The sequence below is a fragment of the Legionella bononiensis genome (genome assembly GCF_016786215.1).
Classification (GTDB): Bacteria; Pseudomonadota; Gammaproteobacteria; order Legionellales; family Legionellaceae; genus Legionella; species Legionella bononiensis.
Genome location: NZ_JADOBG010000017.1, coordinates 19,052 through 36,899, shown reverse-complemented (window position 1 = coordinate 36,899; position 17,848 = coordinate 19,052). Strand labels below are relative to the sequence as shown.

Sequence of the window (17,848 nt, the reverse complement as noted above, 5' to 3'; positions counted from 1 at the left end):
TGCCGAATTCAGGTTAAAACTAAAGGAATTAGTACCATGATACCCGAAGAGATTAAGAAAAAAACCAAAGGTCATATCGTTTTATCGTCACACCCTTCTGGACATACTGCTGCACCATTAAAAATCAAATGGGGTGAAGCAAATCCTAAAGAAAGAGGACCCGTTGTAGCATCATTGACTAACATCAAAAACAGAAACGTTATAGGAACTCATTCAGGATCTTATTCTGTTTACAGAGCGCTTGCTGTAGCTGCTGGTGTACTCGATCCGGAACATGTACCGGACCTAACCGATACGACTCCACCAGTAGCAATAGGACCTCATAAACAATGGAGTGAGCCTGGAAAAATAATCTCTCTTGACCCGTGGGGTCATATGGTAGCTACTGTTTTTGAAGATGAAATTAAAGCAGGTTACGACATCAGACCTACTATTGCAGTTACCAAAGCCCACATCAATATCCCGGAATTACATACCGCAATTCAAAAAGGCCGACTTAAACCCGATGGAAAAATTTTAAGTGAATCAGGCGATGTAGTGGTAACTAAAGCAGCTATAGAACCAGTGTGGTATTTACCTGGAATTGCCGAACGCTTCCAGATTTCAGAATCCTTATTACGCCGAACTTTATTTGAACAAACTGCAGGTATGTTCCCAGAATTAATCACGCGTAGTGATCTGGATGTCTTCCTGCCCCCAATTGGCGGTTTAACTGCTTATTTTTTTGGAGATGTAACCACCATACATGATCCCAAAATTGAATTAACCTGCCGAATTCATGACGAGTGTAACGGCTCAGATGTATTCGGATCAGACATCTGTACCTGCCGACCTTATCTGGCCCATGGAATCGAATTATGCATCGAATCAGCCCAACGAGGTGGTGCGGGACTCATTGTGTATAATCGCAAGGAAGGAAGAGCATTAGGTGAAGTCACCAAGTTTCTGGTCTATAACGCACGCAAAAGGCAAAAAGGTGGAGATACGGCTGCTAAATATTTTGAACGAACTGAATGCGTAGCAGGTGCACAGGATATGCGTTTTCAGGAATTAATGTCTGATATAATTCACTGGTTGGGAATCACCAAAATACACCGTTTTGTTTCCATGTCCAATATGAAGTATGAAGCCTTACAAAAGGCGGGAATAGAAATTGTTGAACGAGTTAAAATACCCAATGATCTCATACCACCAGATGCCAATGTTGAAATGGATGCAAAAAGAGCTGCTGGCTATTACTCACCGGATGGCATCATTGATATTAATGAATTAGCTCTTCCTAAGGGGCGCGGTCTTCATGAATAACGAAGAACAACAAATATATAAAATTCTGCAAACACTGAAAGATCCGGCAACCATTCGCAGTCAGGCTCATCGATTGTTAGCTTTGGCAAAACAGGATCAATTGGACTTTTTTGCTGTAAATCCTGAAAAAATGATGCCCACTGCGTCTTACATTATTGATGTCATTATGCAGAATTACCCTGATCTTAAGGTGCCCTATCACAGCAGATGGCGTCATTTTGAGGCAGGAGGCATAGATCGAGTTAAGACGTTGCATAACAATTTAAGCCATATGTCTTCAGATGAACAGGGCAAAATACTTTTTGAACTGGTCATTATCAGTGTCTTTCTGGATGCTGGTGCTGGTTCATTATGGCGTTATAAAGATAAATTGACTGGTGAAGAATACGCACGTTCAGAAGGTCTTGCGCTGGCGAGTTTAGCTTTGTATCAAAGTGGCGTGCTCAGCAATAATCCGGAAACACCCTATCGCGTAGACGCAGACCGTTTAATAGCCTTTGAAGAAAAGAATTTGCTCGATTGTTTTCAAGTTTCAGCAACGAATCCACTTGAGGGCGTATCAGGTAGAGTAGCATTACTCAATAGACTGGGAAAACTATTGAAAAAAAACCCCAGATATTTTGATAAAAATGGCAGGCTTGGCGATTTTTATGAGTATGTTATCTCACTAAAAACTGCACAGACCCTTCCTGCACCAACACTATTTCAAGCGGTCTTAAATGCCTTCAATGATGTGTGGCCCATCAGATTATCGTTCCATGGTATTTCCCTGGGCGATGTTTGGACCCATAAAGCATTAAAGTCAAATAAACCCGGCTCTGAATACGTGCCATTTCATAAATTATCTCAATGGTTAACCTACTCTTTGATCGAACCGCTGGAAGCAATCGGTGTTGAAGTTACTGATTTAGATCAACTTACAGGTTTACCTGAGTACAGAAATGGGGGATTACTCATTGATTCTGAACTTCTGCATGTTAAAAATAAAGAGTTATTAATCAAACCACAAGATCCGGGGTCAGAAGCAATAGTCGAATGGAGGGCTCTAACTGTAGCTCTGTTGGATGAATTGGCCGACCTTATCAGAAAGCAATTGCATCAAGATGTACATTCTCTACCCCTGGCAAAAATTCTTCAGGGAGGGACATGGGAAGCGGGTCGACGTATTGCTAAAGAAAAACGCATTCATGGAGCCCCCCCCATACAAATCATCAGTGATGGCACCGTTTTTTAACAAGGAATATTAATGAACACAAAACAAGTAGTTGTAATAAATCACCCGTTGGTTCAACACAAACTCACGATTATGCGAAAAATGGAGACCAGTACTGTCAAATTTCGCACTCTAATGCATGAAATCAGTATGCTTCTGGCTTACGAAGTAACTCGTGATCTGGAAGTAGAATATGAAGAAATCGAAACGCCACTGGCTACAATGCAATCCCCTGTTTTAAAAGGGAAAAAAATGGTTTTTGTTTCCATATTGCGCGCAGGGAATGGACTACTTGATGGTATGTTACAACTTGTTCCCACAGCCAGAATTGGCCATATCGGCCTCTATAGAGACCCTAAAACACTTGAACCCATAGAATATTATTTTAAACTTCCGGAACATACTCAAGATCGTGACGTCATTATCGTAGACCCCATGCTCGCCACTGGTAATTCTGCTATTGCAGCAGTTCGAGAAATAAAGGCCATAAATCCAAAATCCATAAAATTCCTTTGTTTACTTGCTTCACCAGAGGGAATATCGTCATTCCATGAGGAACACCCTGATGTTCCTGTATTTACAGCATCTATAGATAAACAATTAAATGAAAAAGGATATATAGTACCTGGTTTAGGTGATGCCGGTGACAGGCTGTATGGAACCAAGCTTTCCGACTAGGAGCTGTTGACAAGTGCTCTAGAATCCTTACGTGGTGCGGCTTGTCCTCAATAAATCCGCACTTATATAAGGTTGTCATCCTCCCGAAAGCAGGGATCCATCCTAAACATTAGTACAATGCCACATTCTCGCATGGATCCCCGCTTTCGCAAGGATGACGTATAAAAAAGGAGGAGCACTCAGTGCTTGCCCGCGCCATCCAGAAGTACACTGGATACCGCGGACAAGCCGAGGTACGTAGACATTTGTGGGTAATTGAACTAGTGAATTCTCAACAGACCCTATTAATGAATCGTACCGATACATCAATCTAAAAACTCTTCCCTGGCCGTTTCAAAAGAGATCCAATTAAAACGCTGTATGTAAGAACTCGATACAGGAGCACACTATGACAGATTTGGATTCCAGAGAACTCAGCATAATTAAAGCGATTCAGCGCAATTATCAACAACAATTACACAATCAGATGCTCACGCATTACGGTGTGTATTTAGAGCAATCAGAGTATCCTGAAAAAATATATTCATGGATTGAACTGATTGGTGATACACGTTTATTAGCCGAACATTATCTAGATACCCTAATCCATAAACAGGTCCCATCGACAACAGCATCCTTAACCAGTGAAGCTTCAGGGTTCTGGTATTATATCAATAAAGCCAAGCTACTCATTCCTGAACAACTCAGGAATTTTGTCTCTGATTTAAGTTTTGAAAGAAGCGACTACACACTGTTTAATTCGGTTACGGCTGAACTGTTTTCTGTAACTCTGGGAAATTCCATTACCGAAGTTTTATACGATTACTTCAAAACCCAATTTAGCGGCAACCAGGAGGATACTCAAAAACAATTTGCCAGTACTCTGGACAAACAAAAGGAATTATCTGAATTAATTAAATACGAATGCAAACAAATTTCAGTTGAACTCATTAAACTCTTTCATTTCAGAGAAATGTTACTTCTGGGAAAAATAAGTCGAACAGCCATTGAACCCGATGTACGTACTGAATTTATCAGAAGAGCACGACTTAAGGATAAATCACCCGATACAATTAACTTTGCGATAGAACTGTATTTTGCTCGAGAATTAAGCAAAATTTTTAACAATGGTTTTCAATCGCTGTATCAGGTTCATGACATTGAAATACAATCAGAGCTTCAATCCCCATTTATTAAATGGATCAATCAATTATCCGAATCAGATAAGGTCAGACAGGCTTTTACACAAGAAATTCAATTAAAATTCATGCTCATCTCTCGAGATTTTTTACTTGAACAAATGAATCAGCCGGGTTTTTTAGCAAAACATGCTCTGGTTTTCTCTCTAATAACTGGTCTTATTGTAGCTACTGTTCTCGCAGTAACCGTCACGCTAACTCTTGGGGCAGCATTTTTATGGAGTATCGGCTCCATTACTTCAGTAGGGTTTCTTCTTGCCAGTATGGGGGCATATTTTCTTATTAATAATATCGATTTCATTACGTACAAACGGAATACAGAGAACAGGAATCAGATTCAGCATGCGATAACCATGATCAATAATGAATATCTGCGTTTAAAAAAAGAATTGATTCAAAGTAAGGAAACCTCATCGGAAGATATTGAAAATACTCGCGACTTCAAACACATCAATCAAAAATTTCTCTACGCCTTTGAGGGCGATAAAGTAGCAAGAGGTTCAGTTTCAGGCTGGTTAAGGGAGTATGCATCACGTTACCGACACAGTAAAGCCGTGGAAATAGATCTGGGGCATGAATACAAAGATCTGATTATTCAAAGTAAAAAACAAACGGAACATCTGATTAACTCGATCAATAAGAAAAAATCCAATTTATTAAATCACTGGATTGCCGGAACTCAATTGTATTTAAGCAAAACCCAGCATGCTGATGTGATAAAAGAATTTGAATTAATTCAAAAAATTAAAGAGCAGGTATTGGAGGTAATTAGTTGCTCTCACTATACTCCTCCCAAATTACTTGATTTTTATTGTGCCCCTGTGTCCAAAGGTGGATTAGGAGGCAATGAATCGGATTTTGACCATATCAAGCGATTTGCTCCAATAAATTCAAACAATAACGATAACGCTAATCCTTATAATTATTTATGTTCGACCGCCCTTAATTTATTTAAAAAATACGAGCCACGTTACACTTCCGAGCTTATCTTTTTAGGAGATCCGGAATATCGCCAAATGTTAGGAATTTCCCGCGGAGATTATGGGGTATCAGTAACTGCCGATAACATAGACGCTTATCTCAATAATTCCTATGCGTTCTTACTGTCCTTATGCAATAAAATATCACCTGGGTTAGGTCTTGATCCCTTACAACAATCCGCCAGAGTCAAAGATGAGTTTATCCTCTATCGAATGCTTTTATTAAAACAGCTGTCTACGCTTTCCCTGGCTGAAAATAAAGAAGTGAATACAGAGATAAAATTGAAAATAAAACGATTTATTAAAAATCGATTTAATCAGGATACTGAGGTCATTTTTGATGACCTTGCCAATCAACGCTTCTTATTGAATAAAGAAGTCCAAAATTCCAAGACGTACAAAAACAGCGACCAGTTTATAGTTACAGACCTTGAATTGGAAAATATTACCCAGGCTATCACTCTGGACGTAGCCTATAACTCCTATAACTTCAAATTAATCGATATTTTAGATTATTACCTTGATGAGTTTTTACAAAATCCAGGTGTTCGTCCTGCTAAAATATTCGCCTATGGCAGCTCAGAACAAGAATTGAACCCTCAAGGAACCAAGCAATTTTCCAAAATGATTTCCCAGTACTGTGAAAATACCAGTGCCTTCTTACATCAATCGCGTACAAATAAAGCATTAACAGCGACTCGAATTCTGGATTGTTATAAATACAATGTCACCCTTCAAGTTTATAAAACCCAATTACGCATTATTAAATGCATCAAAGAATTGAATAAACCAAGCGACAATACAGAAAATACAGAACAACAAATGGAGTTTCTACTTAATACGTTCGGTGAATTACATCGCTTCGCTGAAAGACATTGTTGCAAACTTAAAAATAATTCGTCCTGTAATAAACTCTTTGATCTCATACTGAACCACATCAATAATCGAGGCAACTCCAAAGAATGGATTAAACATCTGGACTCCAATGAAGCACTCATCTACCTGATGAATACTCTACCGGAACAAATACAACTTTCTGATCATAAATCCACTGCGCCTAGCGGTTTCTTTAATCAGCAAGGTTCCATTAAAATCACTACGAACGATCAATTGTCCATTAAGTATACGATGTAGCCCGTATTAGGCGCAGCCGTAATACGGGGATCGGTGCATCATCAACCCCGTATTACGGCTGCGCCTAATACGGGCTACAATCGGTATATTCGGCCCTATTTCCAGCCCGTGAGATTATATTTTGCCTGTCATATGATAAATATAAACGCTACGGTATTGGATAGTTTTCAGTGACAGCCAATTCGCAATAAGTTAACCTTATTCTCAGCTATTCAAGTTAACTGGGGAACTCTTTGTTTCGAATGTTATTTAAGATTATCGTTCTATTATTAATGAGCATACCTAATCTTAACGCAACTGTTCGTATCGTAAATTTCTCAATAGATTATAAAACAGTACAGTTCGCCGGTAAAAACAAAACTGCTTTAGCTATTAATGATCAAATTCCTGCGCCAACCTTGCATTTTAAACAAGGGGATCAGGTGGTTATCAATGTATATAATCATCTCAAAGAAGAAACTGCCCTGCATTGGCATGGCTTATTAGTTCCATGGCAAATGGATGGAGTCCTTGGTATTAGTCAAAGAGGCATACCTCCTGGCCACCATTTCCAATATCGATTTACTGTAGAGCAATCAGGCACTTATTGGTATCATGCTCATGCAGGTTTTCAGGAACAACAGGGAATCTATGGCGCATTAATCATTGACCCGATTAAACCCTCCCCCCATAAATACACCAAAGATTTTGTCATGGTTCTCTCCGATTGGATTAATACCAATCCCAATCAAGTCTATGCCAATCTTAAAAAAACAGGGGATTACTATTCACCCAAATTTCCACTTCAACCCTCTCTCATGCATTTCATTCATGACTATAAAAAAGCATCATCCGAAGAACGTAAAAATGTATTGGACGATTACATTATGATGCAACATATGCGTATGAGTATCTATGATTTTAGTGACGTTGCCTATGATGTTTTTTTATTGAATGGTCAAACCAAAAACACCCCATGGACAGGATTAGTCCAAAAAGGAGATTGGGTACGATTACGTTTTATAGGCGCAGCGGGCAGCACCATCTTTCACATCAAAATACCGGATACTACACCACAGGTTATCCATGTGGATGGAAATGATGTAAAGCCTTATTCAGTTCAGGACTTTACTGTAGCTCCTGGAGAAACTTATGATGTGCTAGTCAAAATAAAAGAGAACAAACCTTATATTATTTATGCTGAATCTTCGGATACCCTAGGGGCAGCATATGGGGCATTAATTACATCTCCTAATCAATCAGTACACTACACCCAAGTTTCCCCTTTCCCAACTCCGTTACCAGTCAGTAGAGCAATGATGTCCGGCATGAATCACTCCATGTCTATGGATCACTCCACGTCTATGGATCATTCCAAGCCTATGGATCATTCCAAGCCTATGGATCACTCCATGCCTATGGATCACTCCATGCCTATGGATCACTCCATGCCTATGGATCACTCCATGCCTATGAACCACTCCATGCCTATGGATCACTCCATGCCTATGAACCACTCCATGCCTATGGATCACTCCATGCCTATGGATCACTCCATGCCTATGGATAAAACCAAAACAACACACCAGAGTATGCCCGACGCTAACTCCCAAAATACAAAGTCCAAGATGCAGACCATGGGAACCAAATACCAGAACCTGGCAGGATTAGTGGTTACTAATGATCCTGATATCCCTATCGAAGAAACAATAAAAATGGATTTAAATGGATATATGGAACGTTACATCTGGTTTATCAATGGCGTTCCCGAATATAAAACCAACCCAATAATACTAAAGCCTGGTAAACGGTATCGAATGATTTTTACCAATAACTCCATGATGCACCATCCCATGCATATTCATGGACACTGGTTTATAGTTCGTAATGGCAATGGCAAGTATGATCCTTTATTGCATACTATTGATATACCGCCAAGCGGTATGGTAACAGCCGATGTTGATACAGATGCCAGTGGTCAATGGTTTTTTCACTGTCATTTGATTTATCATATGATGTCAGGAATGTCTCGTGTTTTTCAGTACTCCTCTCTGATTCAGCTGGTTAATGATACAACGAAACCGGAAAATCAAATCAAGCAAACGGCGTTTATCAACCGACCTATAGTCAGGGTAGATGAAGCAAGACCGCTGGATAAGTCCCTGGTTCTTCATCCTATGGCACATCCTATGGGCTTTTTTGCGGCTCAGTTCATTGATGTGGGGGCCGATCCCTTTCATAACGCACAGAGAATTACTTTTAAGGGATTATATGGCCATGACTATAATAAACTTCAATTATTTACAAATGATGCAGAGATCTATAAAGGCAGTGTGGAAAACGCCGATCTGGATGTATTTTATTGGCATCTCATTGATCAATTCTGGGCTATTAAAGGCGGAGTGAATTATTTTTACCGACCGGCTACAAAGCCTTATTGGCAATTAGGATTTGGCCTTGAAGGCTTAATGAATTATTTTATTGAAACCAATTTAAGGACTTATTACTATAAAGAGAGTGCAAAATTCGATCTTGAATTCGATCGTGACTTTCAAATTACCAATAATTTATTTTTTAAAACGGGCATAAGAGGTATTCTCGCAACCAAAACGATCAATACAGCATCCATAGGAAAAGGGCTCAACCAAATGCGTTACACCCTGACTCCTTATTACCGATTAATGCCAGGCTTGAGTGTATTTGTGGAATATGAAAACGAACACGATTATGGGGCATTTAAAAATATTCAAATTCAGTCCGGAGAACCAGGCCAACAGAATACCGTCACTCTTGGACTTACCATGATCCTTTAATGCCATTACACAAACAACTTCGGAATGGGGCTTCGATATCCCCGTATTACGGCTGCGCCTAATACGGGCTACATCATTTTCGTAATTGCCATGGCACACTCATTTCTGGATCGTAGCCCGTATTAGGCGCAGCCGTAATACGGGGACTGATGAGGCGTTGAAATCATAGCAGCTCATTAATCAGAACCTGGCCGTGGTGATTTCCTCTCTTCTGGAACACTGACTTGTGTACCCAAGTTACCACCAAAAAAGCCGGGTCTTGCGGGACGTTTTGCTACAAAATCTTCCATATGAGTCACTACATCCACTGGACAATCCTTTTCTTTAACATGATCGGTTGCCAAAGGATCAAGCATATTAACTCTTTTGGAAAAATCAAAAGCTGTATCATTAAAATCGCTGCTGTCAGGATTTCGGGAAGTCAATTTGAAATAATGACTGTTAGTCACCCAATTAAGCGCCGACTTAACCCCATTAACCGTGCTATACCATGCTGATTTCATGCTTTGCAACAGATCGCGGCATCCCTTTATAAACCCGTGAGTTAATTGAGAAACGTTAGTACTCCACCAGATTGGGCGTAAAATATGTGATTTTACTCGCTGTAAAATATTCGCAATATGCTTGTTGGAATCGGCACTTACTTCCCCACCAGCGCTCAACCCTTGAGTAATACCGTGTATATAAAATCCTTTTCTGGCGAAGCCACTAAAAAAGGAATAATTAGACGAGATCCGCATACCCGCTAATTGATCCGATATTTTGGATAGAAGTTTAGGCCGTTCACCCATTCCCACTGAACCTTTTCTGTCCTGATCATTATAATAACAATGACAATCCAATACTTCTTCGATAAGAGAAGAAACCGTATCCAGCATTTTTTTGGCGGGTAATTGATCAAAATCAAACTCTTTGCTATCCATTGGCATGGACATAAATTCCTTGATCAATTTGCTCTTATTTTGATTTCTGATTAAAGAAATAAACCGTTGAAATTGCTTTGCTTCCTGATCTGGATTTTCTCGTCCAAAAGCATTAAAAATTACAGTTAAATCCTGTTCATTTAAAAATCCTGTAATGTTATCAATTACCTTGATAAATTTTGGATGAAATAAAATAGGAGCCATTGTATCCATTAACAATAGTGATGTTTTATTTTTATTCAGATTACTTCCAATATTATCAACAACCTCTGTAATAAATTTTTGGAAATTATTCAGTCGCACATCTAAAGTTTCTATCTGTACAAGACCCGGATTAATGGATTTAATACATGCCACTAATGTCTCTTTATTTAAGGACTCAATTCCATACGGAACTATCTTCACCGCTAAAGCATTAATCCCTTCTTCCGTACCCAATGTAGCCATCAATGATTCATAATCCTGGGGATTAAATGAATTTTTTAAGAGATCCAGGAACAGTTCGCTTTTTAAGAGAGATCTTAAAGAGATCTTAACCATATCCTTCTTTAACTGCTCTGCGGAAGTCTGAGCGTGAAGCACCGGATTTTGAATATCAGCTTCCACTAATTTATCGCTCTCGGGAACCAACTGATTTATCAAATTTAACACTTTTAGATTAATTTCCGAGTCACTTCCGGTCATTAAGCCATCCAGATTGGCAAAATTTTGAATCATCAATTCAAAGAGTTTTTCAGACTCCGGTTTTAATGCAAGAAATTGTTCTTTTTTAGCATCTGCTTTAATAAACTGTGCCATCAAAGGAAGTAAATGACTATAACCAATCGCTACAAATTGCTCTTGTAACTCGGGTGAAATATTCTGTAAAGGATTATCCGCCAGTTTACTCGATACTTCCTTAAACTGGTCTATTGCTAGTTGAGCGGCCTGTTCTGAACTTTGATATTGTCTCTTAAGATGTTTATTTAATAACTTAAGTATCACTTCTGGTGAGGATATAGCCTGCTTGCCCTCAGCTTGAATATCAATTAACTCCCTGGCCACTTGAATCAGAGCTGGATAATTCTGCTGCATATCACTTTTTAACTTCTGCCATTGATCAAAGGGCAATAACAAAGAAATTGCATTTAGGAATTCATCACTTTGCAAGATGTCAGCAATAGGCCTGTCAAACAAATACTTAGCGTTGAAACTCCATGATGATGGGGCCATAATTTTTCCGACGACCAAATTACGTACTTTTTTAGTTCCAATTTCTTCAAATTTTCTCACAACAAGATCAGTAGCGTTTTTAATTTCAACGTCTAGATTTATTGCAGTTGGCAAAGGTCCATCAATTAATCCTGAAAAAATAGTGTGAGCCAACTGACTTATATTGTGTGTATCAAGAGCCATTAATTCCTGATAATGCTCACTAAGAAATTTCTTTATATTGGCTTCATTAGATGCTTCTGCAAGCAGTTCTTCACGGTACTCCAAAGGATAATTATTCACTAATAAAGGAAGGAGCTGTTTTCCTACTATTGCAGTCAATTGATCAACCACTTCAACCTTAAGACTCTGGAACAAATTACCTTGTATCTGATTTTGCAATGTACCGATCTTGATTTGCAAAGTCTCAATAATTTCGTCAACAAACCGAATTTCTGGTTTCTTAAAAAAGGTAGTAAATTCACTTAATACTAAGTCAGGAGATAATTCCACACCCTTTTGAATAAAATCAGTCATAAGGTGTTTAGCAAAGGCTCGGGAATTTTTGCTTTGACTGAATAGTTCGGTCACTGCACGCACGTCAGGGTAAGTTAAAAAAGCTGAAAGATACTTTGCAAGGTCATTTTGTAAAAAGAGAGCCAAGTGATTAGTAAAAGAAGTTTGCAGCTTGGAGTCCGCGGCTAAAATAGCAGCTGGTGTATTATTGAACAAGGATACCAATTGCTCCATTTTCTTTGGATAATGTACTATATCACTTGATTGCAAATCACCAAGCCCAGGAATCTGTTGTAAGAAAGTCAGTAAAGAAGATTCAAGATGCTCTGAATTATCAGCACCAAGAGAGTCAAGAAACGGTAAATGAGCATGCAAAAAGTTAAGACTCTGAGGACATGCAGACAAGGCGTTTGCTACTTTAGTTTTCTTCGAATCAATTACCATATTAATTAGCAGAGGTTCCAACAACTGCTTTTGATACATGGTATAAGTACCGATAACCTCTTCATTCAAATAATTAACTATATTTTTATTAATATGCTTGGTTATTCCCTGTGTTTTTTTACCCATCCAGTTTTTAAACTCAAGGGCTGTGGACATATTTCCAATAATACTTTTAAAGCTGGTTCTATTCAGAATTTTTATATAGACGTCATCAGGATGTTTCGGATCTTTTTTGTCCGCTTGAGGCGTTCTATTACCAAACCATGAATAATAAAAAATTTGAAATGCGACTGGAATCCGTATCACTGTATAATAGGTTTCAGCAATAAAATTCAATGTATGGCTCAAGACACGCAGGAAAAACGATAGACGATAAGGTTTCTTGATGTGCGCAATTTCTTTATCAAGCCCTTTCATTGCATAATCGACTACATCAGTCAGTTGTGATCGACTCAATTTGATCTGATGGCTGTTTTTATTATTGATATCTCGTAAAGCGTGAGCAATGAATTTTAATACCTGCCGCTTTAATCTGTCTGGATTAATAGTCTCATCTTCATCAAGATTTGCGTACACCCAATCAATGATTTGTTGGCTTACTTTATTTCCCAGAACCTGAATATATTGATTGTTATATTCTTTTTGAGCTTTAAATAATTCAGGATAATAGTCATTCTTCTGCAGATTATTCAGATTAAATACAGTTTTTTGGCCACGTCCCAAACTGTGTATGTATGCAGGTACTACTGTAGAATCCAGCCCTCTATTTCGACCAATGCCCTGAATCTGTGTATCCGGGCTATTCGTAGTACTCAAGGTTTCCTCAGCAATATTAATTACTGTATGCAGGTTTCTATCGCTAAATCCTTCCGTTTTTTTATTACTGACGTAAATACCGACAAAGCCCAGTCGAAAATAATTATCAGCAACTTCTTCCGATATATTTAAATAAGAGGGATCAAATACTGACTCAGTAGAGGTATCATTTAATATTTCCAGAGAAGTATGTTTGCGTTTTTTGGCATTTTTCTCCAGAACTCCATTACTGTCATACAAACGATGAACATGACGCTGTAATCCAGCGAATGGTTTTGATTCTGCAATGGGTGTTTCAGCATCCTTCATGCCCTGCATCACGCCCATCATCAAATGTTTTTCAGCATAATCATCAAATGACCGATTTAAATCCCTTCGATTTCTTTTGATTTTATCGATTAAGTGATTATATAAAGACCAGTTATCGATAAAATGTGTTAAATCCTTATTATTCTCAGAGAGGCGGGAATCAAATTGTCCGTTAATCATAAGCTGCAATACGGTAGACAATTCTGCCAGCAACGCGCCTATAACACGTGCTCCATCTGCGTCTATTTCTTTCGCCAGTTTTTGTTGGTAATACATGGCCGTTCGTGGTTGGAACCGCTCAATAACCAATCGTTGAAAATCGTTCATGTTAAGCTTGCGTAAACGATTATGTTCTATTTCATCAAGTCCGGTAATATCAGTTAGCACGTACTCTATTAAATTATGAAAAATTGTATTTTTAATTTGTTTTGCCAGTGTTGGCTGACCTTGTAAGATACTAACTTGCCGTTCATCAGGTTTTAATGAAGCGTCATATGCCCTGCGTTTATCATCCAAATCATTTTGAATAACTGAAACTTCAGCATCAGGTAAATGGAAAAAATTGGCGACATCAGAACGATCCACTAAATTACCATTGCGATACACATCTCGACTGTAGTTGTCACTGTTTTGCAGAGAATTACAAAAATTAACCAATGTTTCGTTGTCATCAATAATGCACAACATTTTACGCGCAACCGGAACCTGCATTCTCCAACGAGCAGAAGACTCATCTTCTTTATCAAAATGATAATACAACAAATCGTCAACCAGAGAGACAGCTGCTGAACTTTGCTCTTCCTGAATGGCATTGGTTAAACGCAGCAATAAGCCGTTAAACATATTGCTCCAGAATTCAGCCGTCCAAAACTGGTAGGTTTTTAATTTATTTCTATCCGTAATATTTCGCGCCTGAAAAGAAACCAGTTTAGGAAACTGTCCTTGCCCAGCTTCCATCTTTTGACCACTGGACATAATGGCTACCGGTTTATTACCGGAGAGTTTATAAGTTTCCTGATTGGGAGTAGCGGTGAGAAACATGGAAAGTTTCTTTTGTGACAATTCAATCAATCGGATCCGACGACGTTCCGCTTTCATGATTAGATGTTGTTCATCAAATGCTAAAAAAGTATGCTCTGAATCTGCATTTTCAAGGTCATGATAATGCTTATCAAGAAGATACTCACTGGAACCGATGATAATGGTTCCAGAAGTATCTTTATTTTTAAGAGATTTTAGTGCTTCTTCAGCAGCAGGGTTGTTTTCCTGTTCCCGTAATACAAACATGGAGTCAACAAATGAATCGGGCAATAATCGTTTTAAATCCTTGGAAAACTGATGCGCCAGCCTATCAGGAACGGCAAAAACTCCATTATTTTCAGAAAGAGTTAAAACTAACATCCACAGTGCCTGAACATAGGTTTTACCTGTCCCGGTAGCCAAAGCGACTAATAAATTGCTGATGTCCTCTTCACTATCAATTTTTTCAATAATATTATGAAGGGTTACTAGATGCGTTCGGTACAATTCGATTTTGCCAATACCACCAATTACCATTCGATTATTAATTTTGTTTGAAACGACTGGTTCGTCACTATTTTTAGGAATTTGGAGGATAAATTGTTGGCTGGATAATAAATTAAGTACATCCTGATCGAGATAACTGTTTATTTTTTTAACTACTGGGGCGCTCTTTGTAGCTAATGGTTTGGAAAACTGAACTTTAAAGGTATTATCTTTTTTTGGTTTTAACTCCAGTTTATAGTTCACACCGTTGAGCACCACGATTTGTTCGAACTGTTGTTCTTTAATGGCCTGTTGACATAATTCATAAACACTTTTTGTTCCACTATCTGTTTTAAATGTTCGTGATTTGAAGAAGTCGAGAGCGGCATAAGCTAAATAAACTTCATTAGCAGAGGACAGTAGTTTGTTCTTATCAGTTGAACGCAGTTTCATAATTCACTTATAATTAATCGCATAAATTTGCTCAAAATTATAGCACATTTTCATTAAAAAAACATCCAACTGGTTAAAATAAATACACAAATAACCTATTCACTGAGATAAATTGCTTGAGTATCCGGTTTATCTTGCTCCTTCAAAATGGATTGAGCCTGTTTGTAATCAAAAGAATGTTGCCAGGTGGAGATAATGATGGTTGCTATCGCATTACCAGTCATATTGATTATTGAGCGTCCTTCATTCATAAATTTATCTATTCCCAGTACCAAAACCACTCCAGCAGCGGGGATATGACCAATAGTCGCCAAAGAACTGGCCAAGACAATAAATCCACTACCAGAAACTCCGGCAGCACCTTTTGAACTGATAATCATCACCCCCAAAAGCGCCAGCTCCTGCCATACGGTCAATTCAGTATTGGTTGCCTGAGCGATAAACATGGCTGCCAATGTGAGATAGATGGCTGTTCCTGCCAGATTAAATGAATACCCTAATGGCAATACCAACCCTACTACTGACTTCTCACAGCCCAGATTTTCAAGTTTTTGCATCAAGCTGGGCAACACAGTTTCTGAGGATGCAGTCGCCCAAACAATGACCAATTCATCTTTTAAATACCGTAACAGGTGCCAGATATTAATTTTACAATACCATTGCAAAATAGTTCCCAACACCAAAAGAATAAACAAAATAGACGTCAGATAGTAACAGGCTAACAATCCAATCAGGTTAAATAATGGTGCTATGCCAAACTTGCCTACACTGAATGCCATAGCTGCAAAAGTAGCTACCGGTGCCATGTACATCACCACATGTATTATTTTGAAAAACACTTTGGCAATCACTTCCATGCCAGTCACTACTTGTTTTCCAATAGAGCCTGTTAGAATTAATCCTATCGCGAACAGTATTGAAATAAAGAGCACTTGAAGCATTTCACCATCAACAAACGCGCTGATAAATGTTCTGGGAATAATATTCATGAGCAAATCAGTCATGTTGGTTGCTTTGTGTGATGTGCCTAAATAAGAACTGGCTTCATCTATATTCAGCGAGGCAGGATCAATATTCAGTCCAACGCCAGGTTTGAAATAATCAGCAGCCCCCAATCCAAGCATTAATGCAATTGTTGTGATAATCATAAAAAATAATAGAGCGCCACCTGCAAGTCGCCCAACCTGCCTCATATCATTCATCGCCGCTATGCCCGAAACAAGAGTGAGAAAAATGATGGGGGAAATCAGCATTTTAATTATTTTAATAAACACATCAGAAAGGACTTTAAACTGTACGGCAAAATCAGGAAGCATGTATCCGAGAAGTACACCTAATAAAACGCCAAGAAGAACCTGCACATAGAGTTTTTTTAAAAAATTCATTTTTATTCTCCGAGTCGTTTACTGAGGAACGGACATGCAAAACAAAATCTTGAAGCTTTAAAAATTCTTTTTTTAAATAAACAGAATCATTATTACATGTTTTTTTTATTGATTACCAGAGGAAATGAACTTTTGAAAACCAACTTACGACTCGAATTGAAACAATTCAAAGCAAGAGGGTAGAAAAACTGAATGGATTGTAACCAGTTCAGACTAAAAACCATTAATCAGCACCAGGCCATTAGTATCTTTTCCATTACTAATATCGCAGAGCCATTCCACAACCAAATGAGAGTGATGATGGAGCGGATCAAAATAGTCAACATACAGTGTTGCAGTATCATCATCAAAAACACTCAATCGACCGAAAACAGACCAGAATACCCCAGGGACAGGCAATTCTACAGCGCTGGTCATTGTTGTGGTGACAGTATCTTTTAATTGACCATTGACTCGTACGTTATAATGAAGGTATTGAGTAAAGTTAAATCGAGTAGATGCGCCAATAAGATTTTGCGCCAGTTGACTCTGGATGGTCGGATCCGTAATCTGGCATCTATCCAGATGAATAATTGCCTTCACATCGTTACCACTCTCAACAGCCTTGACCAGCTGCGTAAAATTGAGAATTAACGCGTTATTCGTCGTGATATCGGCATGAGCATTATTAATTACCAGGCACAATATAATTAGCGATACTGATTCAGTCCAAATTTTCATAATAGTCCTCTTTTATCAGTATTAATTTGAATTCTTATTAGCTCTTCCTCCCAGGCAAAGCAAGGAATCTACCCCAGAATCTTCTGCTCCTCTCTACCCCCCCCTCTTACTCTATTCTGCCGACGTCCCGCATCTTGACCACAGGACGCCGGCCTAGATACACTCAAGAGAAAGAACTCTACTCGGTATAGATCATGTCCTCATTTTTGCCTGGCTCCCCTGCTTAGGGATGTCATCAACAAGTAAAAGAGAGCTCAGGAAAAAACCATCAATTGTCACCATTATTCCCTGAGAGCTCCAGTTTA

At 38.6% G+C, this 17,848-nt stretch carries 8 protein-coding genes; 5 read left to right on the top strand and 3 right to left on the bottom strand.

Going from position 1 to position 17,848, the window contains the following annotated elements; translation table 11 throughout:
- Positions 1-36: 36 nt before the first annotated feature.
- The 5 genes from IZU94_RS10980 (at position 37) to IZU94_RS10960 (ending at position 9,280) form a co-directional block, all read left to right on the top strand.
- The gene (locus IZU94_RS10980) at positions 37-1,305 is read left to right on the top strand and encodes a GTP cyclohydrolase II (RefSeq protein WP_203110600.1); all 1,269 of its coding nucleotides are present in this window, start codon (positions 37-39) and stop codon (positions 1,303-1,305) included.
- Positions 1,298-2,539, top strand: coding sequence for a URC4/urg3 family protein (locus IZU94_RS10975; protein ID WP_203110598.1), 1,242 nt, complete (start codon positions 1,298-1,300; stop codon positions 2,537-2,539). The genes IZU94_RS10980 and IZU94_RS10975 overlap by 8 nt, the downstream gene beginning before the upstream one ends.
- A 12-nt stretch (positions 2,540-2,551) precedes the next feature.
- On the top strand, positions 2,552-3,196 hold the full coding sequence (gene upp / locus IZU94_RS10970; protein ID WP_203110596.1) for a uracil phosphoribosyltransferase: 645 nt from the start codon (positions 2,552-2,554) through the stop codon (positions 3,194-3,196).
- 388 nt (positions 3,197-3,584) lie between these two features.
- Positions 3,585-6,488, top strand: coding sequence for a hypothetical protein (locus IZU94_RS10965; RefSeq protein ID WP_203110594.1), 2,904 nt, complete (start codon positions 3,585-3,587; stop codon positions 6,486-6,488).
- Between the two features lie 242 nt (positions 6,489-6,730).
- Positions 6,731-9,280: a copper resistance system multicopper oxidase gene (locus IZU94_RS10960; RefSeq protein WP_203110592.1), complete on the top strand. Its 2,550-nt coding sequence runs from the start codon at positions 6,731-6,733 to the stop codon at positions 9,278-9,280.
- Positions 9,281-9,456: 176 nt separating this feature from the next.
- Here the strand turns inward: IZU94_RS10960 and IZU94_RS10955 are convergent, their stop codons facing one another.
- From IZU94_RS10955 to IZU94_RS10945, 3 genes are all read right to left on the bottom strand, one after another.
- Entirely contained in the window at positions 9,457-15,438 is a 5,982-nt protein-coding gene (locus IZU94_RS10955) for a DEAD/DEAH box helicase family protein (RefSeq protein WP_203110590.1), read from the bottom strand.
- 95 nt (positions 15,439-15,533) lie between these two features.
- Positions 15,534-16,823, bottom strand: coding sequence for a C4-dicarboxylate transporter DctA (gene dctA / locus IZU94_RS10950; protein ID WP_203110588.1), 1,290 nt, complete (start codon positions 16,821-16,823; stop codon positions 15,534-15,536).
- Positions 16,824-17,036: 213 nt separating this feature from the next.
- A complete protein-coding gene (locus IZU94_RS10945) occupies positions 17,037-17,543 on the bottom strand; it encodes a hypothetical protein (protein ID WP_203110587.1) in 507 nt (168 codons plus the stop codon).
- Positions 17,544-17,848 lie beyond the last annotated feature (305 nt).